The 26,339-nt window shown below is 72.5% G+C and carries 26 protein-coding genes and 3 tRNA genes; 7 read left to right on the top strand and 22 right to left on the bottom strand.

Translation table 11 applies throughout. From position 1 onward, the window contains the following. Positions 1 to 47: 47 nt before the first annotated feature. From AAT21_RS25535 to AAT21_RS25565, 7 genes are all read right to left on the bottom strand, one after another. On the bottom strand, positions 48 to 1,469 hold the full coding sequence (locus AAT21_RS25535; RefSeq protein WP_079025971.1) for an MFS transporter: 1,422 nt from the start codon (positions 1,467 to 1,469) through the stop codon (positions 48 to 50). A gap of 161 nt (positions 1,470 to 1,630) precedes the next feature. After that, positions 1,631 to 2,200 carry a TetR/AcrR family transcriptional regulator gene (locus AAT21_RS25540; protein WP_046779261.1) on the bottom strand — a complete coding sequence of 190 codons (570 nt, stop codon included), beginning with the start codon at positions 2,198 to 2,200 and terminating at the stop codon, positions 1,631 to 1,633. 161 nt (positions 2,201 to 2,361) lie between these two features. Then, positions 2,362 to 2,790, bottom strand: coding sequence for a MaoC family dehydratase (locus AAT21_RS25545; protein ID WP_046779262.1), 429 nt, complete (start codon positions 2,788 to 2,790; stop codon positions 2,362 to 2,364). A gap of 1 nt (position 2,791) precedes the next feature. Continuing rightward, positions 2,792 to 3,244, bottom strand: coding sequence for a MaoC family dehydratase N-terminal domain-containing protein (locus AAT21_RS25550; RefSeq protein WP_046779263.1), 453 nt, complete (start codon positions 3,242 to 3,244; stop codon positions 2,792 to 2,794). A gap of 135 nt (positions 3,245 to 3,379) precedes the next feature. Then, on the bottom strand, positions 3,380 to 3,544 hold the full coding sequence (gene rpmG / locus AAT21_RS25555; protein ID WP_007265873.1) for a 50S ribosomal protein L33: 165 nt from the start codon (positions 3,542 to 3,544) through the stop codon (positions 3,380 to 3,382). Between the two features lie 88 nt (positions 3,545 to 3,632). Continuing rightward, a tRNA-Met gene (locus tag AAT21_RS25560) sits at positions 3,633 to 3,705 on the bottom strand. Positions 3,706 to 3,753: 48 nt separating this feature from the next. Continuing rightward, positions 3,754 to 3,826 (bottom strand) — tRNA-Thr (locus AAT21_RS25565). A 484-nt stretch (positions 3,827 to 4,310) separates the two neighbouring features. Between AAT21_RS25565 and AAT21_RS25570 the strand changes: the two genes are divergently transcribed. Both AAT21_RS25570 and AAT21_RS25575 read left to right on the top strand, forming a co-directional pair. Beyond that, positions 4,311 to 5,591: an amidohydrolase family protein gene (locus AAT21_RS25570; protein WP_046779264.1), complete on the top strand. Its 1,281-nt coding sequence runs from the start codon at positions 4,311 to 4,313 to the stop codon at positions 5,589 to 5,591. 49 nt (positions 5,592 to 5,640) lie between these two features. Further along, complete coding sequence (locus AAT21_RS25575) at positions 5,641 to 6,297, top strand: SDR family oxidoreductase (protein WP_046779265.1); 657 nt, start codon at positions 5,641 to 5,643, stop codon at positions 6,295 to 6,297. Positions 6,298 to 6,378: 81 nt separating this feature from the next. Here the strand turns inward: AAT21_RS25575 and AAT21_RS25580 are convergent, their stop codons facing one another. Together AAT21_RS25580 and AAT21_RS25585 are read right to left on the bottom strand one after the other, a co-directional pair. Further along, complete coding sequence (locus tag AAT21_RS25580; protein WP_157879783.1) at positions 6,379 to 6,903, bottom strand: DUF3574 domain-containing protein; 525 nt, start codon at positions 6,901 to 6,903, stop codon at positions 6,379 to 6,381. A gap of 35 nt (positions 6,904 to 6,938) precedes the next feature. Further along, positions 6,939 to 7,020, bottom strand: a tRNA-Tyr gene (locus AAT21_RS25585). A 439-nt stretch (positions 7,021 to 7,459) separates the two neighbouring features. Between AAT21_RS25585 and AAT21_RS25590 the strand changes: the two genes are divergently transcribed. The 3 genes from AAT21_RS25590 (at position 7,460) to AAT21_RS25600 (ending at position 10,832) form a co-directional block, all read left to right on the top strand. Next, positions 7,460 to 7,948 (top strand): YajQ family cyclic di-GMP-binding protein, encoded by a 489-nt coding sequence (locus AAT21_RS25590; RefSeq protein WP_030030284.1) that lies wholly within the window; start codon positions 7,460 to 7,462, stop codon positions 7,946 to 7,948. A gap of 202 nt (positions 7,949 to 8,150) precedes the next feature. Further along, positions 8,151 to 9,578, top strand: coding sequence for a SulP family inorganic anion transporter (locus tag AAT21_RS25595; protein WP_046779266.1), 1,428 nt, complete (start codon positions 8,151 to 8,153; stop codon positions 9,576 to 9,578). Between the two features lie 18 nt (positions 9,579 to 9,596). After that, positions 9,597 to 10,832, top strand: coding sequence for an APC family permease (locus AAT21_RS25600; protein WP_046779267.1), 1,236 nt, complete (start codon positions 9,597 to 9,599; stop codon positions 10,830 to 10,832). Here the strand turns inward: AAT21_RS25600 and AAT21_RS25605 are convergent. From AAT21_RS25605 to AAT21_RS25665, 13 genes are all read right to left on the bottom strand, one after another. Continuing rightward, on the bottom strand, positions 10,816 to 11,340 hold the full coding sequence (locus tag AAT21_RS25605) for an SMI1/KNR4 family protein (RefSeq protein ID WP_046779268.1): 525 nt from the start codon (positions 11,338 to 11,340) through the stop codon (positions 10,816 to 10,818). The genes AAT21_RS25600 and AAT21_RS25605 overlap by 17 nt on opposite strands. A gap of 111 nt (positions 11,341 to 11,451) precedes the next feature. Beyond that, the gene (locus tag AAT21_RS25610; RefSeq protein ID WP_030842592.1) at positions 11,452 to 11,844 is read right to left on the bottom strand and encodes a YccF domain-containing protein; all 393 of its coding nucleotides are present in this window, start codon (positions 11,842 to 11,844) and stop codon (positions 11,452 to 11,454) included. Then, the gene (gene htpX, locus AAT21_RS25615) at positions 11,841 to 12,704 is read right to left on the bottom strand and encodes a zinc metalloprotease HtpX (RefSeq protein WP_046779269.1); all 864 of its coding nucleotides are present in this window, start codon (positions 12,702 to 12,704) and stop codon (positions 11,841 to 11,843) included. The genes AAT21_RS25610 and htpX overlap by 4 nt, the downstream gene beginning before the upstream one ends. A 205-nt stretch (positions 12,705 to 12,909) precedes the next feature. Then, positions 12,910 to 14,442: an NADH-quinone oxidoreductase subunit N gene (locus AAT21_RS25620; RefSeq protein ID WP_046779270.1), complete on the bottom strand. Its 1,533-nt coding sequence runs from the start codon at positions 14,440 to 14,442 to the stop codon at positions 12,910 to 12,912. Then, positions 14,439 to 16,016, bottom strand: coding sequence for a complex I subunit 4 family protein (locus AAT21_RS25625; RefSeq protein ID WP_079025952.1), 1,578 nt, complete (start codon positions 16,014 to 16,016; stop codon positions 14,439 to 14,441). The genes AAT21_RS25620 and AAT21_RS25625 overlap by 4 nt, the downstream gene beginning before the upstream one ends. A gap of 14 nt (positions 16,017 to 16,030) precedes the next feature. Beyond that, on the bottom strand, positions 16,031 to 18,079 hold the full coding sequence (locus AAT21_RS25630) for an NADH-quinone oxidoreductase subunit 5 family protein (RefSeq protein ID WP_046779272.1): 2,049 nt from the start codon (positions 18,077 to 18,079) through the stop codon (positions 16,031 to 16,033). Further along, positions 18,076 to 18,459 carry an NADH-quinone oxidoreductase subunit NuoK gene (nuoK, locus tag AAT21_RS25635; protein ID WP_046779273.1) on the bottom strand — a complete coding sequence of 128 codons (384 nt, stop codon included), beginning with the start codon at positions 18,457 to 18,459 and terminating at the stop codon, positions 18,076 to 18,078. Before nuoK ends, AAT21_RS25630 begins: the two co-directional genes overlap by 4 nt. Further along, on the bottom strand, positions 18,459 to 19,070 hold the full coding sequence (locus tag AAT21_RS25640; RefSeq protein WP_046779274.1) for an NADH-quinone oxidoreductase subunit J family protein: 612 nt from the start codon (positions 19,068 to 19,070) through the stop codon (positions 18,459 to 18,461). Before AAT21_RS25640 ends, nuoK begins: the two co-directional genes overlap by 1 nt. After that, entirely contained in the window at positions 19,067 to 19,681 is a 615-nt protein-coding gene (locus AAT21_RS25645) for a NuoI/complex I 23 kDa subunit family protein (RefSeq protein ID WP_046779275.1), read from the bottom strand. Before AAT21_RS25645 ends, AAT21_RS25640 begins: the two co-directional genes overlap by 4 nt. Next, a complete protein-coding gene (locus AAT21_RS25650) occupies positions 19,681 to 20,649 on the bottom strand; it encodes a complex I subunit 1/NuoH family protein (RefSeq protein ID WP_046779276.1) in 969 nt (322 codons plus the stop codon). The genes AAT21_RS25645 and AAT21_RS25650 overlap by 1 nt, the downstream gene beginning before the upstream one ends. Beyond that, positions 20,646 to 21,905 (bottom strand): NADH-quinone oxidoreductase subunit C, encoded by a 1,260-nt coding sequence (locus AAT21_RS25655; RefSeq protein ID WP_046779277.1) that lies wholly within the window; start codon positions 21,903 to 21,905, stop codon positions 20,646 to 20,648. The genes AAT21_RS25650 and AAT21_RS25655 overlap by 4 nt, the downstream gene beginning before the upstream one ends. Then, complete coding sequence (locus AAT21_RS25660; RefSeq protein ID WP_046779278.1) at positions 21,902 to 22,495, bottom strand: NADH-quinone oxidoreductase subunit B; 594 nt, start codon at positions 22,493 to 22,495, stop codon at positions 21,902 to 21,904. The genes AAT21_RS25655 and AAT21_RS25660 overlap by 4 nt, the downstream gene beginning before the upstream one ends. Continuing rightward, positions 22,486 to 22,893 (bottom strand): NADH-quinone oxidoreductase subunit A, encoded by a 408-nt coding sequence (locus AAT21_RS25665; RefSeq protein ID WP_030012240.1) that lies wholly within the window; start codon positions 22,891 to 22,893, stop codon positions 22,486 to 22,488. The genes AAT21_RS25660 and AAT21_RS25665 overlap by 10 nt, the downstream gene beginning before the upstream one ends. A gap of 147 nt (positions 22,894 to 23,040) precedes the next feature. Here AAT21_RS25665 and AAT21_RS25670 point away from each other — a divergent pair, with 147 nt between their 5' ends. Continuing rightward, the gene (locus AAT21_RS25670; RefSeq protein WP_046779279.1) at positions 23,041 to 24,243 is read left to right on the top strand and encodes a sensor histidine kinase; all 1,203 of its coding nucleotides are present in this window, start codon (positions 23,041 to 23,043) and stop codon (positions 24,241 to 24,243) included. A 395-nt stretch (positions 24,244 to 24,638) separates the two neighbouring features. Beyond that, a complete protein-coding gene (locus AAT21_RS25675) occupies positions 24,639 to 25,949 on the top strand; it encodes a sensor histidine kinase (RefSeq protein ID WP_046779454.1) in 1,311 nt (436 codons plus the stop codon). Positions 25,950 to 26,339 lie beyond the last annotated feature (390 nt).

The following is a 26,339-nucleotide window of genomic DNA, read 5'->3' on the forward strand; positions in this document are numbered from 1 at the left end:
TGCTGCGTCTGAGTGGGTACCGGTCACCGGGCTGGTCGCCCGAGGGGTCACCCGGCGGCCACGACCTTGTCCGCGGCCCCGGAGCGGGGCGTGGGGACGGTGGATGTGGGGACGGTGGACGTGGGGGCGGTGGGGGCGGTGGGCGTGGGGACGGGCGCGTTCTTGGGCTTGCGGGGCACCAGGAGGGCCAGCGCAGCGGCGAGGGCGACGGCCGCGGCGCCGATCCACAGGGCGGGGACAGTGCCGTCGGTGAAGGCCTGCGGGGTTTCGTAGCCACCCTGGGCGGAGAAGACCGAGGCCAGGACGGCGACGCCGAGGGCTCCGCCGACCTCGCGCAGGGCGTTGTTCGTGCCGGAGGCCTTGCCCTGGTCGGCGGGGGTCACGGTGGACATCAGGACGTTGGCCGCGGGGGCGAAGTAGAGGGCCATGCCGATCCCGCTGAGGATCAGCGGCGGCAGCTGGGCCGCGTACGAGACGTCCGTGCTCAGGATCGCGGCGAACCAGCCGAGGCCGAGTGCCTGGAACGCGAGGCCGGCGGCGACGACGGGGCGGCCGCCGACACGGTCGGACAGGATCCCGGCCAGCGGAGCGACGATCATCGGCATGCCGGTCCAGGGGAGCATGCGCAGGCCGGCTTCGGTGGGCGAGTAGCCGGCGACGCCCTGCAGGAACTGGCTGAGCAGGAAGATCGAACCGAACATGCCGAGGAACATCAGCAGGCTGGCCAGGTTGATCCCCAGAAAGCCGCGGTCACGGAAGAGCCGCATGGGGAGCATGGGGTCGGCGTTCGTGAAGCCGTGGTAAACGAAGCCCGCGACGAGGGCGGTGCCGAGGATCAGACCGGTGAGGACGGGGGTGCTGGTCCAGCCCTCGGAATTGGCGTTGACCAGGCCGTAGACGATGCCGAAGAGCCCGCCGCTGATGAGCAGGGTGCCGGGGATGTCGAGGCGGGCGCCGGGGGTGGTGGACTCGGCGAGGCGCAGCCGGGCGAGCGGGATCAGGGCCAGGCCTATGGGCACGTTGAGCCAGAAGATCCACTGCCAGGAGATGTGTTCGGTGAGGCTGCCGCCGATGAGGGGGCCGCTGGCGACGGCGAGGCCGGTGACGGCACCGTAGATGCCGAGGGCCGTGCCGCGCCGGGCGGCGGGGACGGCGGCGGTGAGGAGGGTGAGCGTGAGCGGCATCATGACGGCGGCTCCCACGCCCTGCACGGCGCGTGCGGCGATGAGCGCGTCGATCCCGGGCGAGAGGGCGGCCGCGGCGGAGGCGCCGGTGAAGACGGCGAGGCCGGCGATGAACAGCCGGCGGCGGCCGAAGCGGTCGCCCAGGGCGGCGCCGGACATGAGGAGGACGGCGAAGGTGAGCGTGTAGGCGTTCACCGTCCATTCCAGCTCCTCCAGCCCGCCGCCGAGGTCCGCGCGGATGGCGGGGAGGGCGGTGGTCACGACCAGGTTGTCGAGTGCCGCCATGAAGCCGGCCACGCCGGTGAGGACGAGAGCCCAGACGGCGGGTCCGCGGAGCCTGGTGTCGACGTCTTGCGCGTGCACGATTCCCCCTGCGAGTCGAGTTGTTAGTTATCGCTGACTAACTTTTCTGCCCATGTGTATGCGCGCACGGTGGCGCGCATCCTTCACCTCTCCAGGCGGCCCGTGGTGCGGGCCTGCGGGTAGAACCCCTCCCACACCCGGTGCCCGGGCGGGAACCCCATCGCGGCCAGCGTGTTGATCAGCATTCCGTAGGCCATGAAGGTCGTCGTCTCCCGCGGGTCCGCACCCAGCGGCAGGTGGACCGTGTCCCAGAGCTCCATCCAGCCCTGGCGGACCAGCTCGCCGAGCTCGTGATCACCGGCCGCCTCGGCGGCGGCGACGGTGACGTACATCTGGAGCTGCATCTGGAGCTTGTCGGGATCCTCCGTGATCAGCCGGGTGTAGGCGTTGGCCATGGCGCGCTCGGCCGCTTCACCGCTCAGCCCCTCGACGGCGGCGGCGAACACCTCACGCGTGTCCCGCAGGCAGCGCTCCGACGCGGCCAGGAAGATCGCCTGCTTGTTGGGGAAGAGCCGGAAGAGGTACGGCTGCGACACTCCCACCCGCTTGGCGATCGTCTCGGTGGAGGTCCCGTAGTACCCACCCCGGGCGAACTCGTGCATCGCCGCCCGGATGACGCTCTCGCGCCGCTCCTCTGCGCTCATCCTTGCCATGCAACGAAGTTAGTACTCAATCACTAACTTGGTCAAGGGGTGCTGTGCGCCGCTCCCGGGCGGTGAGGGGGGGCGGGCAGTGAGGGTGGGCAGGCGGTGAGGGGGCGGGCGGTGAGGGGGCGGGCGGGCCGCCCCCTCGTACACGCAGGTGCCGGCCGCGCTCAGGCCAGCGCGACCACCGCGCGGGACATGCCGAGGACCTTCTGGCCCGCGCTCATGGCCGTCAGGTCGACCCGTACGCGGTTGTCGTCCAGCTTCGCCGCGACCTTGGCGGTGACCTCGATCAGCCCGCCCAGGCCGTCGTTCGGGACGACGACCGGCTTGGTGAAGCGCACGCCGTACTCGACCACCGCGCCCGGGTCGCCGGCCCAGTCGGTGACTACGCGGATCGCCTCGGCCATCGTGAACATGCCGTGCGCGATCACGTCCGGCAGCCCGACCTCCTTGGCGAACTTCTCGTTCCAGTGGATCGGGTTGAAGTCGCCGGAGGCGCCTGCGTACTGGACGAGCGTGGCGCGCGTCACCGGGAAGGACGCCGCGGGCAGCTCCGCGCCGACCTCGACGTCGGCGTACTTGATCTGCGCTGCCATGTCAGGCCTCCTCGGGGGCGCGGGAGACGAGCTTCGTCCAGGCCGTCACCACGTGCTCGCCGGTCTCGTCGTGAACCTCGCCGCGGATGTCGATGATGTCGTTGCCCGCGAGCGACTTCACGGCCTCGATGGTGGAGGTCACCGACAGGCGGTCACCGGCACGCACCGGGCGGGAGTACGCGAACTTCTGGTCGCCGTGCACGACGCGGCTGTAGTCCAGGCCCAGCTGCGGGTCCGCGACGACCTGGCCGGCCGCCTTGAAAGTGATCGCGAACACGAAAGTCGGCGGGGCGATCACATCGGAGTGACCGTAGGCCTTGGCCGCTTCGGGGTCGGTGTAGACGGGATTGGTGTCACCCACCGCGTCCGCGAATTCGCGGATCTTCTCCCGGCCGACCTCGTACGGATCGGTGGGCGGGTAGCTCCGCCCCACGAAGGACTGGTCGAGAGCCATGACTCACTACCTCCTGTTGAAGGGACACGAAACACACAGGGACAAAGACGGGAACGGGCACGGAAACGACACAAGGCCGCCCCCAATGAAGGGGACGACCTCATGACGGTGCCTGTATTCGAGACTTCGCTGGGGTCAGCGGGTCTCGCGGTGCGCGGTGTGCGAGTTGCAGCGCGGGCAGTGCTTCTTCATCTCCATGCGGTCCGGGTTGTTACGCCGGTTCTTCTTGGTGATGTAGTTCCGCTCCTTGCACTCCACGCAGGCCAGCGTGATCTTCGGGCGGACGTCGGTGGCAGCCACGTGAGTGCTCCTTGACGGACTATGGGACGGATGAACGCATAAAAGAGTAGCCGATCGGGAGACCGACCCCGCAATCGGCTACTGTGGGTAGCGGCGACCGGACTTGAACCGGTGACACAGCGATTATGAGCCGCTTGCTCTACCGACTGAGCTACGCCGCTTTGATGTGATCGGCTCCCCACCCGAGGGTGGGGAACCTCTCTCACCAGAGCCCCAATGCGGAATCGAACCGCAGACCTTCTCCTTACCATGGAGACGCTCTACCGACTGAGCTATTGGGGCGAGCGATGAAGACATTACACGGTTGCCCGCCGATCGCCCAAATCCTTTGCGGGAACAGGGCTCGGAGGGGGTTCCGCAGCCTCTCTCGATCAACTCGCAGGCCACTCCCACCCCACTTCTCCTGCGGTTTGTGCGCGGGCTCACACCGGACGGGCCGGCGCACGCCCCGGTGCGGGGCGCGGAGGACACGAGGGGAAACGCGGGCACGAGGGGAACGGAGGGGGTGCGGGGACGTGAGGGGCGCGAGGGGCACAGGGGGCACAGGGGGCATGAGGGGCGCGAGGGCGCGGAGGCACCGTGGCGCGGGGCACGGAGGCGCGGGGGCACCACACCGGTACGACTATTGCCCTCTTCTGCCCTCTTCCGTGAAGCGGAGTGCGCCGCGCCCTAGGCTCTGAGCACGCTGCGTGATCTTGGGCGCGGGCCGCGGGCCGCAGGCCGCGGCCACGGCCCCGGGGACCGCCCGAGCCACCGCAGGAGCGCGATGTCCGACAGCCAGCCGCAGCAGCCGCCCCACTCCCCCCGCAGCGGCAACGGCGGCGGCCACGGCAACGCGGCCGCCGCCGACGCCGGCACCCTGCTCCTCGCCGGGGCCCGCCTCACGGACGGCCGCACCGTCGACGTCCGCCTCGGCGCCGGCCGGATCCAGGCCGTAGGCACCACGGGCAGCCTCTCCTCCCCCGTGCTGTCCCGGGTGGACCTCAGCGGCTACCTGCTGCTCCCCGCCCCCGCCGAGCCCCACGCCCACGGGGACACCGCGCTGACCGCCGACAGCGACGGACCCGTCTCGTACGCCCCCGACGAGGTGCAGCGCCGCGCCACCGAGGCGGCCCTGCTCCAGCTCGGCCACGGCGCGACCGCCCTGCGCTCCCACGTACGCATCGGCGACATGCACGGTCTCGGCCCCATGGAGGCCGTGCTCCAGGCCCGGCGCTCGCTGCGCGGGCTCGCCGACCTGACCGCGGTGGCCGTCCCCCGGCTGCTGACCGGGGTGGCGGGGGCCGACGGGCTCGCCATGCTGCGGGACGCCGTCAAGATGGGCGCCTCGGTGATCGGCGGCTGCCCGGACCTGGACCCGGACCCGGCCGGCTTCCTCGAAGCCGTCCTGGGGCTCGCCGACGAGCACGGCTGCCCCGTGGACCTGCACACCGACGGTGGCGACCCGGCCCGTCTCGCCCGGCTCGCCTCCATGGCCGGCGGACTGCGCCCCGGGGTGACCGTCGGCCCGTGCGGCGGCCTGTCCCGGCTCCCGCTGGACGCGGCCGCCCGCGCCGCCGACCAGCTGGCCGCGGCCGGCGTACGAGTGACCTGCCTGCCCCAGGGCGACTGCGCGGCCCTGGAACGCCGCGGCCTGCGCACCGCCCCCGTACGCCTCCTGCGGGCCGCCGGCGTACGGGTCGCGGCCGGCAGCGGGGCCCTGCGGGACGCCGGGAACCCGGTCGGCCGCGGCGACCCGCTGGAGGCCGCGTACCTGCTGGCCTCCCAGGGCGGGCTGCGCCCCGCAGAGGCCTACGACTCCGTCAGCGCCTGCGCCCGGGAGGCCATGGGCCTGCCGGAGGTACGGGTGGAGGCAGGATTCCCCGCGGAGCTGCTCGCCGTGCGCGGCGACCGGATCGCGGGCGTGCTGTCCCTCGCGTACAGCCGGATCGTGATCCACCGCGGACGGGTGGTGGCACGTACGAGCGCCGTACGGGAGTACTGCGACTCCGCCGTCGCGGTGGCCCTGGACCTGCCCCGGCAGGGCCGCACGGAGCCGGGCGCCTGAGCGGGTGTCTTCCCGGGCGGGGGCGCCCGGCTCGTCGTACCGTCGGGGCATGCGCATCGTCATCGCGGGTGGACACGGTCGGATCGCGCTGCGGCTGGAGCGCCTGCTCGCCGCGCGCGGATACGAGGTCGCGGGCATCATCCGCGACCTCGAACAGGGTGACGACCTCAGGGAGGCGGGCGCCGAACCGGTGCTGTGCGACCTGGAGTCGGCCACGGTAGAGCACGTGGCGGGGATCCTGCAGGGCGCCGACGTGGCGGTGTTCGCGGCGGGCGCCGGCCCCGGCAGCGGCGCCGGGCGCAAGGACACGGTGGACCGGGGCGCGGCGGTGCTGTTCGCCGACGCGGCCGAACGGGCGCGTGTACGGCGCTTCCTGATGGTCTCTTCGATGGGGGCGGACGCCCATCACGAGGGCGACGAGGTCTTCGACGTCTACCTGCGGGCGAAGGGCGAGGCCGACGACCACGTGCGGACGCGGCTGGGTCTGGAGTGGACCGTCCTGCGTCCCGGCTCGCTGCTCGACGACGCCGGGACGGGGCAGGTCCGCCTGGAGGCGCGAACGGGCCGGGGAGCCGTGCCGCGCGACGACGTGGCGGCCGTGCTGGCCGAGCTGGTGGAGACGCCCGCGACGGCGGGCCTGACCCTGGAGCTGATCTCCGGCTCGACGCCGGTCGAGGTGGCCGTGAAGGACGTGGCGGGCAACTGACGGCCCGCGGGCATGCCTCTCCGCTGGGAGGCATGCCCGCGGGGAGCCGGCTGCGGGCCGGGCCGGCTCCCCGCCGACGGCTCAGAACGCCGCGTCCACCTTGTCGTCGGAGCGCCCGACGGAGTCCTGCCGGTAGCGGCTCTCGTAGGCGTCGCGGATCCGCTCGATGCGCACGCTGCGATCGTCGGCGTCCTTCTCCGGGTACAGCAGGACCACCTCGTAGGAGGCCTCGCGGACGATCCTGCCGTTCTCGCCGCGCCACTGGCCGTACCCGTCGTGGACGGTCAGCCCCTCGGGGAAGGCGGGGGTGATCTCCTGGTCCAGGAACCGCATGAACTCCCGCTCCGCGACCGGTCCCCCGCCGTCGGTCCGTTCGGTGCCGAAGTACAGCCGGGTCTCCCGGTAGGGCTCCCCCACGTCCGTGTGCAGGGCGGCTCCCATGAGAGCCGGGATCCCCGCGCCGAGCAGGGCCATGAGCACCCCGCCGCCGACCTTCCCCCGCGTGTCAGATGTCCACTTCACCCCCGGTGAACGACGGGAGACCCCCGACGATGCGGCCGCCACCCGCCACACCCCGTCCAGGCGTACGAAAGAACCCCCGTCCACTGCGTTTCCGCAGATGAACGGGGGTTCCACTCGCGTGGCGGCGCCAGGATTCGAACCTGGGTAGGCTAAGCCGACGGATTTACAGTCCGCTCCCATTGGCCACTCGGGCACACCGCCATGGGATGTCACCTTCGATCACCGCTCGTCCGCGGTTCTCCCTGGCAACGACGTAAACGATACCTGATGACCGGGGGTGCTTCGCCACCGGATTGATCAGCGCCGCGGGTGGGTGTGGTGGCTAGTGCTGTGACCGGAAAGGTTCACCGGGGCACGGCGCCCGGCACGGCACCTCGCCGCGTTGTCGGACCACTCAAGTACGTCCAGTACGAGACGTGGCCCTCCGCCTTGCGATGCACCGCACCGGACACCGCGACCCGGCAAACCTTTCCGGTCACNTCCAGTACGAGACGTGGCCCTCCGCCTTGCGATGCACCGCACCGGACACCGCGACCCGGCAAACCTTTCCGGTCACAGCACTAGGCTTTGCCGAGCGGTCCGGGGTTGTCCGGCCGCGCCCTCCGGGGCGATCGCAATCGACTTCAAGGAGCCACAGCACATGGCCGACTCCAGTTTCGACATCGTCTCGAAGGTCGAGCGGCAGGAGGTCGACAACGCCCTCAACCAGGCCGCCAAGGAGCTCTCGCAGCGCTACGACTTCAAGGGCACCGGCGCCACCATCGCCTGGTCCGGCGAGAAGATCCTGATGGAGGCGAACTCCGAGGAGCGCGTCAAGGCCGTCCTGGACGTCTTCGAGACCAAGCTGGTCAAGCGCGGGATCTCGCTCAAGGCGCTGGACGCCGGCGAGCCGCAGCTGTCCGGCAAGGAGTACAAGATCTTCGCCACGATCGAGGAGGGCATCTCCCAGGAGAACGCCAAGAAGGTCGCGAAGATCATCCGTGACGAGGGTCCGAAGGGCGTCAAGGCCCAGGTCCAGGGCGACGAGCTGCGCGTCAGCTCCAAGAGCCGCGACGACCTCCAGGCCGTCCAGGCCCTCCTCAAGGGCAAGGACCTGGACTTCGCGATCCAGTTCGTGAACTACCGCTGACCCGAGGTCCGCGACCTGTCACCACGCCGGCCCGGCGGTCCTCACCGACCGCCGGGCCGCGGTGGTTGAGGGGTGCGTGGGGTGCGTGTGCCGGGCGCGTGCGGCGCGCGCGCTGCCGCGGGCTTCCGTGGGCACTTGGGGGGTGTGGAGTGCGCCCGGCACGGTGGTGGCATCACATCACCGCGTGGCAGGGGGTTCTCGCATGCCTGGGGCCGGCACGTTTCGCGAAGACTTCGCGGCGTCCGTCGTCGTCGCACTGGTCGCCATCCCCCTGTGCGTGGGGGTGGCGGTCGCCTCCGGAGTGCAGGCCGAGCTGGGCATCGTCACCGGGGTGGTCGGGGGGCTGGTCACCGGCTGGTTCCGCGGGAGCTCGCTGCAGGTGAGCGGGCCCGCCGCCGGGCTCACCGTGCTCGTCTACGAGGCGCTGCAGACGCACGGCGCGGCCGCCCTCGGGGTGCTGGTGCTGGCCGCCGGCGCACTGCAGCTGGGCATGGGGGTGCTGCGGCTCGGGCGGTGGTTCCGGGCGATCTCCGTGGCCGTCGTGCACGGGATGCTGGCCGGCATCGGGCTCGTACTGATCTCCGGGCAGCTCTACGCCCTGGGCGACGCGGACGCTCCCGGGCAGACCCTGGCGAAGCTGGGCGGGGTGCACGGGCTCGCGGCCCGGGCCGACTGGGCGGCGGTGCTGCTCGGGGTCGGGACCATCGCCGTCATGGTCGTCTGGCGCCGGGTGCCCGCCCGCCTGCGGCTGCTGCCGGGCGCCCTGGTCGGGGTGGCCGCCGCCGCCACCGTGGCCGGCCTGCTCCGGCTGCCTGTCGAGAAGGTGCGGGTGACGGGGGTTCTGGAGGCCGTTTCGCCGCCCGCCTGGGGCGAGTTCGGGGTGCTGGCCTCCTTCGGCGCGGCCGGGACGGTGATCGCGCTGGCACTGATCGCCTCCGCCGAGACCCTCTTCAGCGCGGCCGCCGTGGACCGGATGCACGACGGGCCCCGGACGGAGTACGACCGGGAACTGATCGCCCAGGGCGTCGGCAACAGCGTCTGCGGGCTGCTCGGGGCACTCCCGATGACCGCGGTGATCGTCCGCAGCGCCGCCAACGTGGAGGCCGGGGCGCGCACCCGTGCGGCCCGGGTGATGCACGGCGCCTGGCTGCTGCTCTTCGCCGTGGCCTTCCCTCAGGTGCTGGAGGCCGTGCCGCTGGCCGCACTGGCCGGGGTGCTCCTGTACGCGGGGTGGAAGCTGCTGCCGGTCAGGGCGGTGGCCGCACTGTGGCGCACGCACCGGGGCGAGGCGGTGGTGCTGGTCACCACGGCCTGCGCGATCGTCGTCACCAACCTGTTCGAGGGGGTGCTGATCGGGCTGGGGCTGGCCATCGCCAAGGCGGCCTGGGAGACCTCCCACGTGCACGTCGAGGAGGTGTGGCAGGACGAGGAGCTGTGCGTGCGGGTCATCGGGAACGCCAGCTTCCTGCGGCTGCCCAAACTGCTCGACGCGCTGGACGCGCTGCCGCACGACCGGCCGGTGCGGCTCGACCTGAGCGGTCTGCGCCACCTCGACCACGCCTGCCTGACGGCCCTGGAGGGATGGGAGCGCACCAGGACGCCGCTGCCCGGTAGGGAGGGCGTCACCTAGCCCGGTTACCCTCCGCCCGTGGAGAACGAGCTGAAGCGCACTCTGGGGGTTTCCGACGCGGTCGTCGTCGGGCTCGGCGCGATGGTCGGCGCCGGGGTCTTCGCGGCCTTCGCCCCGGCCGCCCGGGCCGCGGGCGGGGCGCTGCTCGCCGCCCTCGCCGTGGCGGCCGTGGTGGCCTACTGCAACGCGCACTCCTCGGCGCGGCTGGCCGCCCGCTATCCGGCCTCCGGCGGCACCTACGTGTACGGGCGGGAGCGGCTCGGGCCCTTCTGGGGCTTTCTGGCCGGCTGGGGGTTCGTGATCGGCAAGACCGCGTCCTGCGCGGCGATGGCACTGACGGTGGGTGCCTACGTATGGCCCGGGCGGGAGCACGCCGTGGCCGTGGCGGCGGTGGTGGCGATCACCGCCGCGGGCTACGGCGGTGTGCAGAAGTCCGCCCGGATCGCCCGGCTGATCGTGGCGGCGGTCCTCGCGGTCCTGGCCGCGGTGGTCGTGGTGTGCCTGTCCTCGGGGACGACGGAACCGGAGCCTCCGGGCGCGTCGGACTGGACTCTCTTCGGGCTGCTGCAGGGCGCCGGCCTGCTGTTCTTCGCCTTCGCGGGCTATGCGCGGATCACCACTCTGGGCGAGGAGGTGCGTGACCCGCAACGGACGATCCCGCGGGCGGTGCCGCTCGCGCTGGGGATCGCCCTGCTGGTGTACGCGGCGGTGGGCGTGGCGGTGCTGTCGGTGCTCGGTGTGGAGGCGCTGGCGGGGTCGTCGGCCCCGCTGGCCGACGCGGTCCGGGCGGCGGGGGCGCCGCAACTGGCGCCGGTGGTGCGGGTGGGTGCGGCCCTGGCCGCGCTGGGCTCGCTGCTGGCGCTCGTGCTCGGGGTGTCGCGGACCGCGCTGGCGATGGCCCGGGACGGCCATCTCCCGCGCGCGCTGGCCGCCGTCCATCCCCGGCATCAGGTGCCGCACCACGCCGAGCTCACGGTGGGTGCGGTCGTGACGGTGCTCGCGGCCACCGCCGATCTGCGGGGCGCGATCGGTTTCTCCTCCTTCGGGGTGCTCGCCTACTACGCGATCGCGAACGCTTCCGCGTGGACTCTCGATTCAGCTGTCAAGGGGCGGGCCGTGGCGGCGGTCGGGCTGTCCGGCTGTGTGGTGCTGGCGTGTGCGCTGCCTCTCGCGTCGGCGGTCGCGGGGGCCGCGGTGCTGGCCGTGGGCGTGGTGGCCTACGGGGTGCGGAGCCGGTTCAGATCCGGGATCTGAACTCCGCCCAGGGCGCCAGTTCCAGGTCGTAAGTGTCCCCCGCATCCGATTCCTCGCAGAACCAGGCGGTTCCGTCGAGCCAGCCACGCAGCCAGTCCGCCAGGCCGGCGGTGTCGACGGACCAGGCGAGGTCCGGCTCGCCCGGGTTGGGGTCGAACAACAGGACCTGGGCGGTGCCGGATCTGCAGTCGACGCAGGCGTACATGGCGCAGCCGAAGTCGGCGACGGGCAGGACCCCCTCGGGCCAGCGCCACCCGGATCCGCGCTGGGCCCGGTAGGCCCCGACGGCCTCACGCAGGGACAACAGGCCCTGCTCCGGGCCGAATCCGCCGTCCCCCACGCGCGTGTAGAGCAGGGCGAGCAGGGGCGGCAGCGGGAAGCCCAGTATGCCCTCGGCGCGGGCGATCTCCCCGGCGTCCAACGGCGCCGGCAGGGGCTTTCCGCGTCCGCGTGCGGAGTTGCGCGCGCGGCGTGCGACTTGCTGCAGCAACTGCTCGGTCTCGTTCATGCATTCATGGTGACGTACGCCACTGACAACTCGCCGGCCCTGTGGACAACTGCGCCGCGGACGGGCCTGGCCCGTCCGCGGCGCGGTGTCGAAGTGGGATGTCCGGTGCTGTCAGCGGGAGGCGAACGGGGCGTCCGTCGGGACGATTTCGCGGCCGAGCGGCAGCAGGGAGAGGGGGACCATCTTGAAGTTGGCGATGCCGAACGGGATGCCGATGATCGTGACGCAGAGGGCGATGCCCGTGACGATGTGGCCGAGGGCCAGCCACCAGCCCGCCAGCACCAGCCACAGGACGTTGCCGATGCAGGACGGGGCCCCCGCGTCGTGGCGCTCGACGGTGGTGTAGCCGAAGGGCCAGAGGGCGTAGACGGCGATACGGAAGGCGGCGATGCCGAACGGGATGCCGATGATGGTGATGCAGAGGAGCACACCGGCGAGCAGATATCCCAGGAACAGCCAGATGCCGCTGAGGATGAGCCAGATGACGTTCAGGATTGTCTTCATTGGCGGCGGCCTGCCATCTGTTCGAGCCGGGCGATGCGCTCGGCCATCGGAGGGTGGGTGGAGAACATCTTGGTGAGGCCCGCACCTGGCCGGAACGGGTTGGCGATCATCATATGGCTCGCCGTTTCCAGGCGTGGTTCCGGCGGCAGCGGGAGCTGCTTGGTCCCCGCGTCCAGCTTGCGCAGGGCGCTGGCCAGGGCGAGCGGGTCACCGGTGAGCTGGGCTCCGGAGGCGTCGGCCTCGTACTCGCGGGAGCGGCTGATGGCCAGCTGGATCACCGAGGCCGCCAGTGGGCCCAGGATCATGATCAGCAGCATGCCGAGCAGGCCGGGGCCCTCGTCGTCGTCCGACCGGCCGAGGGGGATGAGCCAGGCGAAGTTCACCAGGAACATGATCACCGAGGCGAGGGCGCCGGCCACCGACGAGATGAGGATGTCGCGGTTGTAGACGTGGCTGAGCTCGTGGCCGATGACCCCGCGCAGTTCCCGCTCGTCGAGGATACGCAGGATGCCCTCGGTGCAGCAGACCGCGGCGTTGCGCGGGTTGCGGCCGGTGGCGAAGGCGTTCGGGGCCTCGGTGGGCGAGATGTAGAGGCGGGGCATGGGCTGGCGCGCGGAGGTGGAGAGCTCGCGCACCATGCGGTAGAGCTGGGGAGCCTCGAATTCGCTGACGGGGCGGGCGCGCATCGCGCGTAGAGCCAGCTTGTCGCTGTTCCAGTACGCGTAGGCGTTCGTCCCGAGTGCGACGAGGACGGCCACGATCAGGCCGGTGCGTCCGAAGAAGCTGCCGATGAGGATGATGAGTGCGGACAGCCCGCCGAGGAGTACGGCGGTCTTGAGCCCGTTGTGCCGGCGGTGCACGGTACGCCCTCCAAGTGGTGCGGCAGGGGAGCCCGTCATGGATCTGAGGGTCTACGGTCCAGTGGACCCTCCCTTCCTGGTCAACGCGAGGTGAGGGCGTCTGGTTCCCAGGGCGTGCCGGGGCGGCGGCCCTTCGCCGCCCCCTCGGCGGGGCGGCGGGGCCGCTGCGGGCGTTGCTCCGGACGGGCGAGCGCCCGGGAAGGGGCTACTGCGTGAAGAGGCTCCCCGACGCGACGCGCAGGACGAGCTGCGGGGCGCCGGAAAGAACGACCGCGGTGATCGCGGTCGCGACGATGGCCGCCGCGACCGGCCAGGGGGCCTTCGTACGGGCCTGGGCGCCCGGTGCGCCCTCGGGCGCGCGGAAGAGCAGCGCCGTCCACCGCAGGTAGTAGTAGAGGGCGATGACGACATTGATCGCCATGAGCACGGCCAGCCAGCCGAGGCCCGCGTCGACGGCGGACTGGAAGACGGTGACCTTGGCGAAGAGCCCGATGATGCCCGGCGGCAGACCGGCCAGGCAGAGCAGGAAGAAGGCCAGGGACAGCGCGGCGAGCGGGCGCTCGGCGTACAGGCCGCGGTAGTCGCCGATGCGGTGGAGCGGCTTCGTGCGGGCGACAAGGGCGGCCACGGCGAAGGCGCCGAGGTTCACGGCGGCGTACATGAGGGCGTAGGCGAGGGTGGAGCCGATCTGGTCGCGCTCGGTGTACGCGGCCGCGGCGATCGGGACCAGGAGGTAGCCGGCCTGGCCGACCGAGGACCAGGCGAGCAGCCGTACGGCGCTGTTCGGGCGGTCCGCGGACTGCCGTACGGCGGCGGCGTTGCCGAGGGTCATGGTGAGCGCGGCGAGGACGGCGACGGCAGGGCCCCAGACCTGCGAGTACGCGGGGAAGGCGATCACCGTGACAAGGATGAGGCCGGTGAAGCCCACGGCCTTGCCGATCACGGAGAGGTAGCCGGCGATGGGCAGGGGGGCTCCGACGTAGGTGTCGGGGACCCAGAAGTGGAAGGGGACGGCCGCGGTCTTGAAGGCGAAGCCGACGAGGGTGAGCGCGACACCGGCCATGGCGAGGGTGTCGAGCTGCCCGGGGACGTCCTCCAGGCGGTCCGCGACCTGGGTGAGGTGCAGCGATCCGGTGACGGCGTAGACGAAGCTGACGCCCATCAGGGACACGGCGGTCGCGGTGACGGACGACAGGAAGAACTTCAGGGCGGCCTCGGAGGAGAGCCGGTCGCCGCGGCGCATGCCCACGAGCGCGAAGGCGGGCAGGGAGGCGACCTCCAGGGCGACGATCAGGGTGGCCAGGTCTCGGGAGGCGGGCAGCAGGGCGGCGCCGGCGGCGGAGGAGAGCAGCAGGAACCAGTACTCGCCGGCGGGCATCCGGGTGTCACGGACGGCGGTGACCGACAGGAGCGCGGTGAGCAGGGCGCCGGCCAGCACCAGGAACTGGACGACCACGGTGAAGCCGTCGGCGACGTAGCTGCAGGCCTCCGGGTCGGCGGTGAGGCAGAAGGTGGAGCGGTCTCCGGCGCGCAGCGGCAGCAGGGTGGCGGTCGCGGCGGCGAGGCCGGCCACGGAGATCCAGCCGAGGGCGGGCTTGTGGCGCTCGGCGACGAAGAGGTCGGCGACGAGGACGGCCAGGCCGACGACGGCGGTGATCACCACGGGTGCGATGGCGAGCCAGTCGACGGACTGGACGAGGCTGGGGGTGTCGGCCGCGAGGACCGTCAGGGCCGTCATGAGGTGCCTCCTGCGAGGAGCTGCTGGACGGCCGGGTCGGTGAGGCCGAGGAGGAGCGCGGGCCACAGGCCGGCGAGGACGGTGAGGGCGACGAGCGGGGTCCAGGCGGCGAACTCGTAGCGGTGGACGTCCGCGACGGTGAGCTCGGGGCCGGCCTTCGGGTCGCCCATGCAGACGCGCCGTACGACGACCAGCAGGTAGGCGGCGGTGAGCAGGGTGCCGAGCGCGCCGACGGCGGTGTACGTGAGGAACGCGGGGCGGGACAGGCCCTCGGCAGGGTCGAACGCGCCGAAGAGGGCCAGCATCTCGCCCCAGAAGCCGGCCAGGCCGGGCAGGCCGAGGGAGGCGACGGCGGCGAAGGCGAGGAGGGCGCCGAAGCGGGGGGCGCGGCCGTAGAGGGCGGCGCCGGTGGCTCCGGCGAGGGTGTCGAGATCGGCGGTGCCGTAGCGGTCCTTGAGGGCGCCGACCAGGAAGAAGAGGAGGCCGGTGATCAGGCCGTGGGCGATGTTGGCGAAGAGGGCGCCGTTGACGCCGGTGGGGGTCATGGACGCGATGCCGAGGAGGACGAAGCCCATGTGGCCGACGGAGGAGTAGGCGATGAGGCGCTTGAGGTCGCCCTTGTTCCCCTTGCGGGCCAGCGCGAGGCAGGCGAGCGATCCGTAGACGATGCCGACGACGGCGAAGGCGCCCAGGTAGGGGGCGAAGGCGGCCATCCCGTCGGGGGTGACGGGGAGCAGGATGCGGACGAACCCGTACGTGCCCATCTTGAGCAGGACGCCGGCCAGCAGGACGGATCCGACGGTGGGGGCGGCGGTGTGGGCGTCGGGCAGCCAGGTGTGCAGGGGCCACATCGGGGTCTTCACGGCGAGGCCGAGGCCGATGGCCAGGACGGCCAGCAGCTGCGTGGTACGGGACAGTTCGCGGCCGTTGTCAGTGGCGAGTGCCACCATGTCGAATGTGTCCGCCGTCACACCGATGAGGAGGAGGCCGAGCAGCATGACGACCGAGCCGAGCAGTGTGTAGAGGATGAACTTCCAGGCGGCGGCCTGCCGCTGGGCACCGCCCCAGCGGGCGATGAGGAAGTACATCGGGATGAGGACCATCTCGAAGGCGAGGAAGAAGAGCAGCAGGTCGAGAACGGCGAAGGTCGCGAGGGTGCCGGACTCGAGTACGAGGAGCAGTGCGACGAAGGCCTTCGGGGAAGGGCCCGCGGGCAGCTTGAAGTAGCTGTAGAGCGCGCAGAGGAAGAACAGCAGCGCGGTCATCACGAGGAGGGGGAGCGAGATGCCGTCGACACCGAGGTGGATCCGGACGTCCAGCGCCGGGATCCAGCTGATGTCCGTCGTCGCCTGGAAGCGGGCGGGGGCGTCGTGGTCGAAGCCGAGGGCGAGGGCGATCGCCGCGGCGAGGATCACGCCGGTCACGGTCACGCCGTGCCGGAGCACGGCCTGCTCGGGGCTGCGGCCCTTGAGGCCGGGCGGGGCCGGCAGGAGGGCCGCGACGGCGCCGAGGAGCGGTGCGGCCACGAGGAACGCCAGAAGGAACTGCATCACGGACGGGCTGATATCAATCACGGCTGACTCACGGCTCACGATCCGGCGTTGACGTTGGCGAGGACGGCGGTGGCGATCGCCAGGACCACGGCGCCGGCGAGCAGGGCGCTCAGGTAGCTCTGCACGTTGCCGGTCTGGGCGCGGCGTACGAGGCCGCCGAGCAGCCGGGTGCCGCTGCCCGCGCCGCGGACGTAGGTGTCCACGACCTCGCGGTCGAGGAAGCCGACGAGGCGGGCGGCGGCGCGGACGGGGCGCACGAAGAGCCGGTCGTAGAGGGCGTCCAGGTGGAATCCGTCGGCGGCGTGGCGGTGCAGGGGGCCCAGGAGGGCCCGGCCGGGGTCGGCGGCGGGACCCGCCGGGACGGCGGGGTGCTCGTGGGTGACCTCCGCGACCTCGGGCGTCTCGGCCGCGGACTCGGCCGCCGCGGTGGCCGCGGACACCGTGGCGGCCACGGCGGCGGGCTGCTCGGCGGCGGTGGCACGGCGGGCGGGTCCGGCGGCGGGGGCCGAGGCGGCCCTGGCCGTGGCCCGCTGCCAGAGGGCGTAGGTGAGCATCGCGCCGAGGAGGGCGGCGCCCGTGCCGAGGACCGATGTGGCCACGGTCGGGGTGAGGGCCCTGCCGTCGAACCAGTCGGCGAGGGAGTCCGCCGCGAGGCCGAAGGCGACCGACGGAACGGCGAGCAGCCACAGCACGCCGGTCATGGCGAGGGGCTCCTTGCCGTGGTCGGGGGCGGGGGTGCCCCGGCCGCGGAAGGCCATCAGCCACAGGCGGGCGGCGTAGGCGGCGGTGAGCAGGGCGGTGAGCACGCCGGAGATCAGCACCAGCCAGCCGGCGGCGCTGGGAGCGAGGTCCGAGTGGCCGGTGGCGGTCTGCTCGGCGGCGACGAGGACGGCTTCCTTGGAGAAGAAGCCGGCGAAGGGCGGGATGGCGGCGAGCGCGAGCAGCGCGATCGTCATCGTCCAGAAGGCGTCGGGAATGCGCTTGGCCAGGCCGTCCATCCGGGACATGGCGGCCAGGGAGTTCGTACCGGCGGCGTGGATGATCACGCCCGCACCCAGGAAGAGGAGCGCCTTGAAGGCGCCGTGGGACAGGAGGTGGAAGACGGCGGCACCGCGGTCGCCGACGGCCAGGGCGCCGGTCATATAGGCGAGCTGGCCGATCGTGGAGTAGGCGAGGACCCGCTTGATGTCGTCCTGGGCGAGGGCGGCGAGGGCGGAGCCGACCATCGTGACGGCCGCCATGACGGCCATGACGACCAGTGCGGCGGCGGAGGCCGCGAAGACGGGCAGGAGGCGGGCGATGAAGTAGACACCGGCGGCGACCATCGTCGCGGCGTGGATCAGCGCGGAGACGGGGGTGGGGCCGGCCATCGCGTCGGGGAGCCAGGTGTGCAGCGGGAACTGCGCGGACTTGCCCGCGACGCCGGCGAGCAGGAGCAGTGCGATCAGCGTGGGGTGGTCGAGTCCGCCGGCGGCGACGGTCCCGAGGATCTTCGTGATCCGGAAGGAGCCGGCGTCGGTGGCGAGCGCGAAGAGACCGATCAGGAAGGGGACGTCGCCGAGCTTGGTGACGAGGAAGGCCTTCAGGGAGGCGGAGCGGGCCGCTTCGGTCTCCCAGTAGTGGCCGACGAGGAAGTAGGAGCAGATGCCCATGACTTCCCAGCCGACCAGCAGCACCATCAGGTCGCCCGAGTAGACGACGAGCAGCATGGCGGAGGTGAACAGGGAGACGAGAGCGGCGTACGACGGGTAGCGCGGGTCCTCACGGAGGTACGCCGTGGAGTAGAGCTGTACGCAGGTGGCGACGACCCCGACCAGGACGGCGACCAGTGCGGCGAAGCCGTCGATGTAGAGCGAGAGGTCGATCGGCACCGAGCCGGTCGGGGTCAGCTCGGTCGCGGTGCTGATCGGCTGTCCGCCGCCCTGGCGGACGGCGACGGTCACGGCCAGTACGGCGGCGGCGAGCGTCGGCAGGATCGCGAGGGGGCGGACGAATCCGGGGGCGGTGCGGCCGAGGAGCAGGCCCGCCACCGCGCCCAGGAAGGGGAGCAGCGGGACGAGGACGGCGAGGGTCGTGGTGCTCACGCGGCGACCTCCGGCCGGGCGGTGCTGGTGGTGTCTGCGGTGCTGTCGCCGGTGGCGTTCGGGTCGGGCTCGTGGCCCTCGGCGGTGTCGCGCAGGCGGTCGACGTCCGAGGTACCGCGGTTGCGGTAGACCATCAGCACGATCGCGAGGCCGATGCCGATCTCGGCGGCGGCGATGGCGATGGTGAAGAGGGTGAGGGCCTGGCCGGCGTGCAGGGTGTCGCGCAGCCAGACGTCGAAGGCCACCAGGTTGAGGTTGACGGCGTTGAGCATCAGCTCGACGGACATCAGGACCAGGATGGCGTTGCGGCGGGCGAGCACTCCGTACAGGCCCGTGCAGAAGAGGAGCGCCGCGAGCACGGCGGGGTAGGCGAGGTGCATCAGCGCTTCCCCTTGTCACGGGCGTCGGCGTCACCGGCGTCACCGGCGTCGGCGGGGTCGTTGCGGCGGGACAGCACGATGGCGCCGATCAGGGCGGCGAGGAGGAGGACGGAGAGCGCCTCGAAGGGCAGCACCCAGTGCTGGAAGAGGATCTCGCCGGAGACCTTGGTGGAGCCCTGGACCGGCCCGTCGAGGTCGATCCAGGTGGTGCGGAAGGCGTCGACGACCACCCAGACCAGGGCGACGGCAGCGACGACGGCGACGCCGAGGGCGATCGGGCGGTTGCCGGAGTCGGCGTCCGGGGAGCGGCCGATGGGGGCCTTGGTGAGCATCAGTCCGAACAGGAGGAGGACGATCACGGAACCGAGGTAGATCAGGACCTGGACCCAGGCGATGAACTCGGCGGTGAGCAGCAGGTACTCGACGGCGATGCCGCCGAGGGTGACGACCAGCCAGAGGGCGGCGTGCACCAGTTGCCTGGTGGTGACCGTGACGAGGGCCGCGCCGAGGGTGGCGAGGCCCACGAGGAGGAAGGCGATCTCGACGCCGGTCGGGGACAGGAAGCCGGGCCCGGTGGTGGCGGCTGCGGCCAGGGTGGCGGCGGGGGTCACGCGTCTGACTCCGGGGTCGGGGTGGTCGGCGGTTCGTTCTCGGCCGCCCGGGAGGCGGCTTCGGCTGCGGCGGCGGCCGCAGCGGCTGACGCTGCCGCTTCGGCCTTCTCCACCGCCTTGCGGGCGGCGGCGATCTCCTTGGGTTCCTCGGCGGCCGGGTCCAGGGCGGGCGGGGCCGGGACGGTCCACATCCACTCGCGGAGTTTGTCCCGCTCATGGGTCAGCTCGTGGATGTCGGTCTCCGCGTACTCGAACTCCGGCGACCAGAAGAGGGCGTCGAAGGGGCACACCTCGATGCAGATACCGCAGTACATGCAGAGGGAGAAGTCGATGGCGAAGCGGTCGAGCACGTTGCGGCTGCGCTCGCGGCCACCGGGGGTGGAGGCGGGGACCGTCTCCTTGTGGGAGTCGATGTAGATGCACCAGTCGGGGCACTCACGGGCGCAGAGCATGCAGACCGTGCAGTTCTCCTCGAACAGGCCGATGACCCCGCGGGAGCGGGGCGGGAGTTCGGGCTGGACGTCGGGGTACTGGGCCGTGTGCGAGCGCTTCGTCATCGTGCGCAGTGTGACGGCCAGGCCCTTGGCGAGGCCGGATCCGGGGATGGGCATTACTGGATCGCCACCTTCACGATGCCGGTGAGCGCGATCTGGGCGAGCGCGAGCGGGATGAGTGTGGTCCAGGCGAGCTTCTGGAGCTGGTCCTCGCGCAGGCGCGGGTAGCTCACGCGGAGCCAGATCACGACGAAGGCGAGGACCGCGGTCTTGAGCAGGGTCCAGACCCAGCCGAGGTCCTCGGCGCCGAAGGGGCCGTGCCAGCCGCCGAGGAAGAGGACGGTGGTGAGGAAGCAGAGGACGACGATGCCGGCGTACTCGGCGAGCAGGAAGAGCGCGAAGCGCAGGCCGGTGTACTCGGTGTACGCGCCGAAGATGATCTCGGAGTCGGCCACGGGCATGTCGAAGGGGGGCCGCTGGAGTTCGGCGAGGCCGGCGGTGAAGAAGACGAGCGCGCCGACGATCTGCCAGGGCAGCCACCACCACTCGAAGGCCTCCACGATGCCGGGGAGGGAGACCGTCCCGGCGGCCATCGCCACGGAGGCGGCGGCGAGCAGCATGGGGAGTTCGTAGGCGAGCAGCTGGGCGGCGGTGCGGAGGCCGCCGAGCAGGGAGAACTTGTTCGCGGAGGCCCAGCCGGCCATGAGGGAGCCGAGGACTCCGACGCCCATGACGGCGAGTACGAAGAACACTCCGGCGTCGATGACCTGGCCGACCGCGCCCTCGCCCGGGCCGATGGGGATGGCGAGGAGGACGAGGAGGTACGGCAGCAGGGCGACGGCGGGGGCCAGCTGGAAGATCCGGCGGTCGGCGCCCGCGGGGACGACGTCCTCCTTCTGCGCGAACTTCACTCCGTCGGCGACGAGCTGGGCCCAGCCGTGGAAGCCGCCGGCGTACATGGGGCCGAGGCGGCCCTGCATGTGGGCCATCACCTTGTGCTCGGTCTGCCCGACGACGAGCGGGAGCACGAGGAAGACGGCGAAGACGACGATCAGCCGCAGGGCGACGTCGAGGACGTCGTTCACGCGTCGCCTCCGTTGTCGGTGGTGGGGTGGTCGGTCTCGGGGGACGGGGATTTCCCGGGCCCGGCCTTCGGGGCGGTCTCGGGGGCCGGCTCGTCGAAGGCGGGCTTCGGGTCGTGCCAGGGGGCGTCAGAGCTGCGGGGTGCCGTGCGGCGCGGTGCGCGCGGCGCGGGCTCCGCGGCCGGAGCCGCGTCGGTGGCCTGGCTGGCGGAGCCGTCCGCCGCCGAGCGGGTGCGGCGCGGCGGGCGCGGCGCGGCTTCGGGAACCTCTGTGGCCGGAGCGGCCTCCGCGGCCTGGCCGGCCGAGCCGTCGTCGGCGGCGGCGGCGGAGCGGGCGGGGCGGGCCGGGGCTTCGGGGGCGTCCGCGGCAGCGGCGTCAGCCGCCTGGCTCGCGGAACCGTCCGCCGCCGAGCGGGTACGGCGCGGCGGGCGCGGCGCGGCTTCGGGAACCTCTGTGGCCGGAGCGGCCTCCGCGGCCTGGCCGGCCGGGCCGTCCGCCGCCGAGCGGGTGCGGCGGGCCGGAGCGTCCGCCTGCGGGGCCGTCTGCGCGGCCTGGGTCGCCGAGCCTTCGGCCACCGAGCGGGTGCGGCGGACGGGGGCGCCCTCGCGCGGAGCGCGGGCCGCTGCACCGGCCGCTCCCGCGGCGCGCGGGGTGCGGGCCGGGCGGGCCGGGGCGGGCGGGAGCTGGCCCTTCATCGGGCCCCAGTCGTTGGGGTCCGGCACACCGGGCGGCAGCATCTGACGGCGCTTCGGGGCGTCGGGGTCGTGGGCCTCGCCCGGTTCCTTCGCACCCGGCCAGGCCTTCGCGACGCGCGCGGCCAGCACGAAGTCCTTGCGCAGCGGGTGCCCCTCGAAGTTCTCCGGGAGCAGGAGGTGCACCAGGTGCGGGTGGTCGGTGAAGGTGATCCCGAACATCTCGAACGTCTCGCGCTCGTGCCACTCCGCCCCCGCGTAGACGGCGACGGCCGACGGCAGGGAGGGGGCGCTGTGCGGAACGGTCGTGCGCAGCAGGAGCCGGCGTACCCGGTGGTTCTCCAGCGAGGCGACGTGCGCGCAGACCCGCAAGCCGGTGCCGGGCTCGTCCACGGCGCTCAGCCAGTCGAAGTACGTGCAGCCCAGTTTGTCCCGGGCGATCTCCAGGGCGGAGATCCAGCTGCCCACGGGCACGTCCACGGTGAGGACGTCGTAGGAGAGCTCGGCGACGGCCTCGGCACCGAAGACCGTCGGGGCGGCGTCGGGAAGGGAGTCGTAGAGGTTCACGCGCCGGCCTCCCGGGCGGGCGCGGGCGGGGGCGTGACCAGGCCGCTGGTGAGCTGGGAGACGGACGGGCCCGCGGCGTACCGCTCGGCCAGCGACTCGCGGGCGATCTTCTCCTGGAGCTTGAGGATGCCCTGGAGGAGCGCCTCCGGCCGGGGCGGGCAGCCGGGCACGTAGACATCGACGGGGATGATCTGGTCGACGCCCTTCGTCACCGAGTACGAGTCCCAGTACGGGCCGCCGCAGTTGGAGCAGGCGCCGAAGGAGATGACGTACTTCGGCTCCGGCATCTGCTCGTAGAGCCGCTTGACGGCGGGGGCCATCTTGTCCGTGACGGTGCCCGAGACGATCATCAGGTCGGCCTGGCGCGGACCCGGCGCGAAGGGGATGACCCCGAGCCGGATGAAGTCGTGCCGGGCCATCGACGCGGCGATGAACTCGATCGCGCAGCAGGCGAGGCCGAAGTTGAAGACCCACAGGCTGTACCGGCGGCCCCAGTTCAGGACCACCTTCATCGGTTCCGGGGCCAGACGGGAGAGGACTCCGAGGCGCTTGGGCTCCGGGAGCAGCTCCGGCTGAGGTGTCACGTCCATTCGAGGACGCCCTTCTTGTACGCATAGAGCAGGCCGACGGCCAGGAAGCCCAGGAAGATGAACATCTCGACCAGGGTCGTGGCGCCGTAGCCGGCGGCGGCGAACACCGTCGCCCACGGGAACAGGAAGATCGAGTCGACGGCGAAGATGACGTAGAGGAAGGCGTAGACGTAGTAGCGGACCTGGGTGTGTGCCCAGCCCTCGCCGACGGGGTCCACGCCGCACTCGTAGGTCAGCAGCTTCTCGGGGGTCGGGACGACAGGCCGCAGCAGGCGGCCCGCGCCGAAGGCGACGGCCACGAAGAGCACGCCGAGGGCGGCCAGCAGACCGACGACCGAATAACTCCGGAAGTAGTCCGCCGCGAGCACGGTTACGGTCGATACCGTTGGTTCGGGCACGTCCGTTCCTCGCTCCTCGGTCACTGTCGTCGATCTGGTACGGACGGGAGTCTAGGGCCTGCCTCACACGGGGTGGGGTTATCCCCCGTTCACAGCACCCCGGCCACCCCATGGCATCAGCGAGCCGCGCTTGACAGCCTGTGGCGCATGACGACGAGCCTTGCCATCGCCGACAACGACGCGCCTCCCCGCGTACGGCCCGTATTCAGCGCGGACACCTGGAAGGAAATCGCCCATCTGGTGACCAATCTGCCGGAGGCGATCCTCGGTTTCGTTTACGCGGTTGTCATGGTTTCCACCGCGGGCGGTCTTTCCGTGACCGCGATCGGACTTCCTCTGCTTGCGGCCGGTCTCTTTTTGTCTCGGCAGATGGGACGGCTGGAGCGGGCCCGAGCACGGCTGCTGCTGGGCGTCCGGGTGGAGGAGCCGACCCCGATCCCCGGGCCGCGCCGGTCCGGCGGATTCTTCCCCTGGTTGTGGACGAGCATCAAGGATCCGGTCGGCTGGCGGACCGTGCTGTACCAGCTGATCCGGCTGCCCTGGGGGGTGCTCACCTTCACGGTAGTCCTGACCGGGCTGTTCGTGCTGTGGCCGGTGCTGCCGTATCTGGTGCGGCTGCTGGCGAACGCGGACCGCGCGATGGTACGGGGGCTGCTGTCGCCCTCCGACGACCTGGAGCGGCGGATCGCGGAGCTGGAGTCCGACCGGGGCGTGGTGGTCGACACCGCGGCGGCGGACCTGCGGCGCATCGAGCGGGACCTGCACGACGGGGCGCAGGCGCGGCTGGTGGCGCTGGCGATGGGGCTGGGCCTGGCGAAGGAGAAGCTGCTGGAGGACCCGGAGGGCGCGGCGGCGATGGTCGACGAGGCCCACGGGGAGGTGAAGCTGGCGCTGCAGGAGCTGCGGGACCTGGCGCGGGGGATCCATCCGGCCGTGCTGACCGACCGGGGGCTGGACGCGGCGCTGTCGTCGGTGGCGGCGCGGTGCGTGGTGCCGGTGAAGGTGGTCGTGGACCTGCCGTCGGGGCAGGAGGCGCGGCCGGCGGAGGCGATCGAGGGGATCGCGTACTTCGTGGTGTCCGAGCTGCTGCAGAACGTGAGCAAGCATGCGGGGCCGGGGGCGCGGGGTGCGACGGTGGAGGTGTGGCGGGCGGGCGCCCGGCTGATGCTGCGGGTGTCCGACGACGGGCGGGGCGGGGCGGACACGTCCGGCGGGACCGGGTTGGCGGGGCTGGCGGAGCGGCTGGACGCGGTGGACGGGGTGCTGGTGGTGGACTCCCCCGAGGGGGAGGGGACGGTGGTGACGGCGGAGCTGCCGTGGCGTGACCGGGGCCTCGCCGGCCGTGGCTGAGGCCGTGGTCGTGGCCGTGGCCGTGGCCGTGGCCGTGGCCGTGGCCGTGGCCGTTCGGTGACGCGGGACTCCCGTCCGGGGTGGGCGGGGGTCCCGCTCGTCCGCCTGGCGCGGCGCCGCTTCCCGGGGCGCTGCCCCGGACCCCGCACCTCAACCGCCGGCGGGGCTGGATCTGTCGGCGCAGGCCCTGGAGGAGTCGGACCCGGTGGGGTGCCTGCAGCGGTCGCTCTGACGGCCTGGAAGCAGGGATGCCCGCGGGGCTGGATTTGCCGGGCTCGGATGTCGGCGGGGTGGGGTTATCCCCCGGGGGGAGAGGCCTACCTGCTGCATGGTCCGGGGGTGGGGGTGGGGCGCAGGGTTGGGGTGTGGTCGAGGAGCGGAAGGGCGGGTCGGAGATGGACGACGGCAAGGGCGGGCGGCATGGCGGTGTCGGCGCGGTGCTGTGGGCCCCGGTGGCGGGGCGGACCTGGCGGGAGTTCGCGTACCTGCTCGTCGGGCTGCCGCTGAGCACGGTGTACTTCTCACTCGTCATCACCGGCATGAGCCTCGGCGCGGGGCTGCTGGTGACCTTCCTCGGCGTACCGGTCCTGGCGGGCACCCTGGCCATGTGCCGCGGGTTCGGGCGGCTGGAGCGGGCCCGGGTACGCGCGCTGCTCGGGGCGGACATCGCCGAGCCGGCGCCGGCCCGGGCGAAGAAGAGCGGGCCCCTCGCCGCCATGGGCGCGGTGCTCCGCAGCGGGAGCGCCTGGCGGCACGTGCTGTACTCCGTGATCCACTTCCCGTGGGCGGTGTTCGGTTTCTGCCTGGCACTGACGTTCTGGGCGGCGGGTTGGGCGTACCTGCTGTACCCGGTGTGGTTCTGGGTCTTCCCGGCCTACACCGACCAGCCGGGGCTCCAGCTCTTCCAGAACGACGACTACAGCCTCTACCTCGACTCCCCCGTGGAGATCGCCCTGACCTGCCTCGTCGGGCTGGCCTTCACGCTCGCCACGCCGTGGGTGATCCGGGCCCTGACCACCGTCGACCGGGTCATGGTCGGCGGTCTGCTCGGGGCGTCCCGGCTGGACCACCGGGTCACAGAGCTGGAGTCCGACCGCGGGGTCGTCGTGGACACCGCCGCCGCCGACCTGCGGCGCATCGAACGGGATCTGCACGACGGCGCACAGGCCCGGCTCGTGGCGCTCGCGATGGACCTGGGGATGGCGAAGGAGAAGCTCGGCGAGGACCCGCGGGCCGCGGCCCGCATGGTGGACGAGGCGCACGGCGAGGTGAAGATCGCTCTGCAGGAGCTGCGGGACCTGGCCCGGGGCATCCACCCGGCGGTGCTGACGGACCGCGGGCTGGACGCGGCGCTGTCCTCGGTGGCGTCGCGGTGCGCCGTGCCGGTACGGGTGGCCGTGGACCTCCCGGCCCGGCCGGCCGCGGCCATCGAGGGGATCGCGTACTTCACGGTCTCGGAACTGCTGCAGAACATCAGCAAGCACTCAGCTGCCCGGTCGGCCTCGGTGGACGTGTGGAAGTCCGGGGGACGGCTGCTGCTCCAGGTCGCCGACGACGGGCGGGGCGGCGCGGATGCGGGCCGGGGCGGCGGGGGCGGGCTGGCGGGGCTCACCGAGCGGCTGGACGCGGTGGACGGGGTGCTGGTCGTCGACTCCCCCGAGGGGGGCGGGACGACGGTCACCGCCGAGCTGCCGTGGCGGGCGTAGGCCCGCCTGTGCACAACGTGGGGGCTCCCGCCCGGGTGGGCGGGGGCCCCTCCCGTGTGCCGAGCGCCGCGCCGCAGCCCGGGCTGCTGCCCCGCTGTCCCGGAACCTGCCCCGCCTCCTGCGGCTCCGCCCCGGACCGGGAGCCGCGAACTCTCGCCGTCCACCGCCGGGACACCCAGGCGGGGCCGAGTACGGGGACGGGCCCTCCCGGAGGAGCCGGGCGTGGCGGCCGTGGGCGTCCCGGACTGCGCGGGGTCCGGAGCGGGATGGGGGGCTCCGGATGCGAAGACTGGCCGCGTACGCCCACGGGTTGTTCCGGCTCTGCCTTCGGCAGGACGCGAGGCTGGGATGCTTGGCTGAGTCGGGCGGTACGGGAACGAGTGGACGCGG

Origin of the sequence: Streptomyces yangpuensis (assembly GCF_001005295.1) — a bacterium.
Taxonomy (GTDB): Bacteria; Actinomycetota; Actinomycetes; order Streptomycetales; family Streptomycetaceae; genus Streptomyces; species Streptomyces yangpuensis.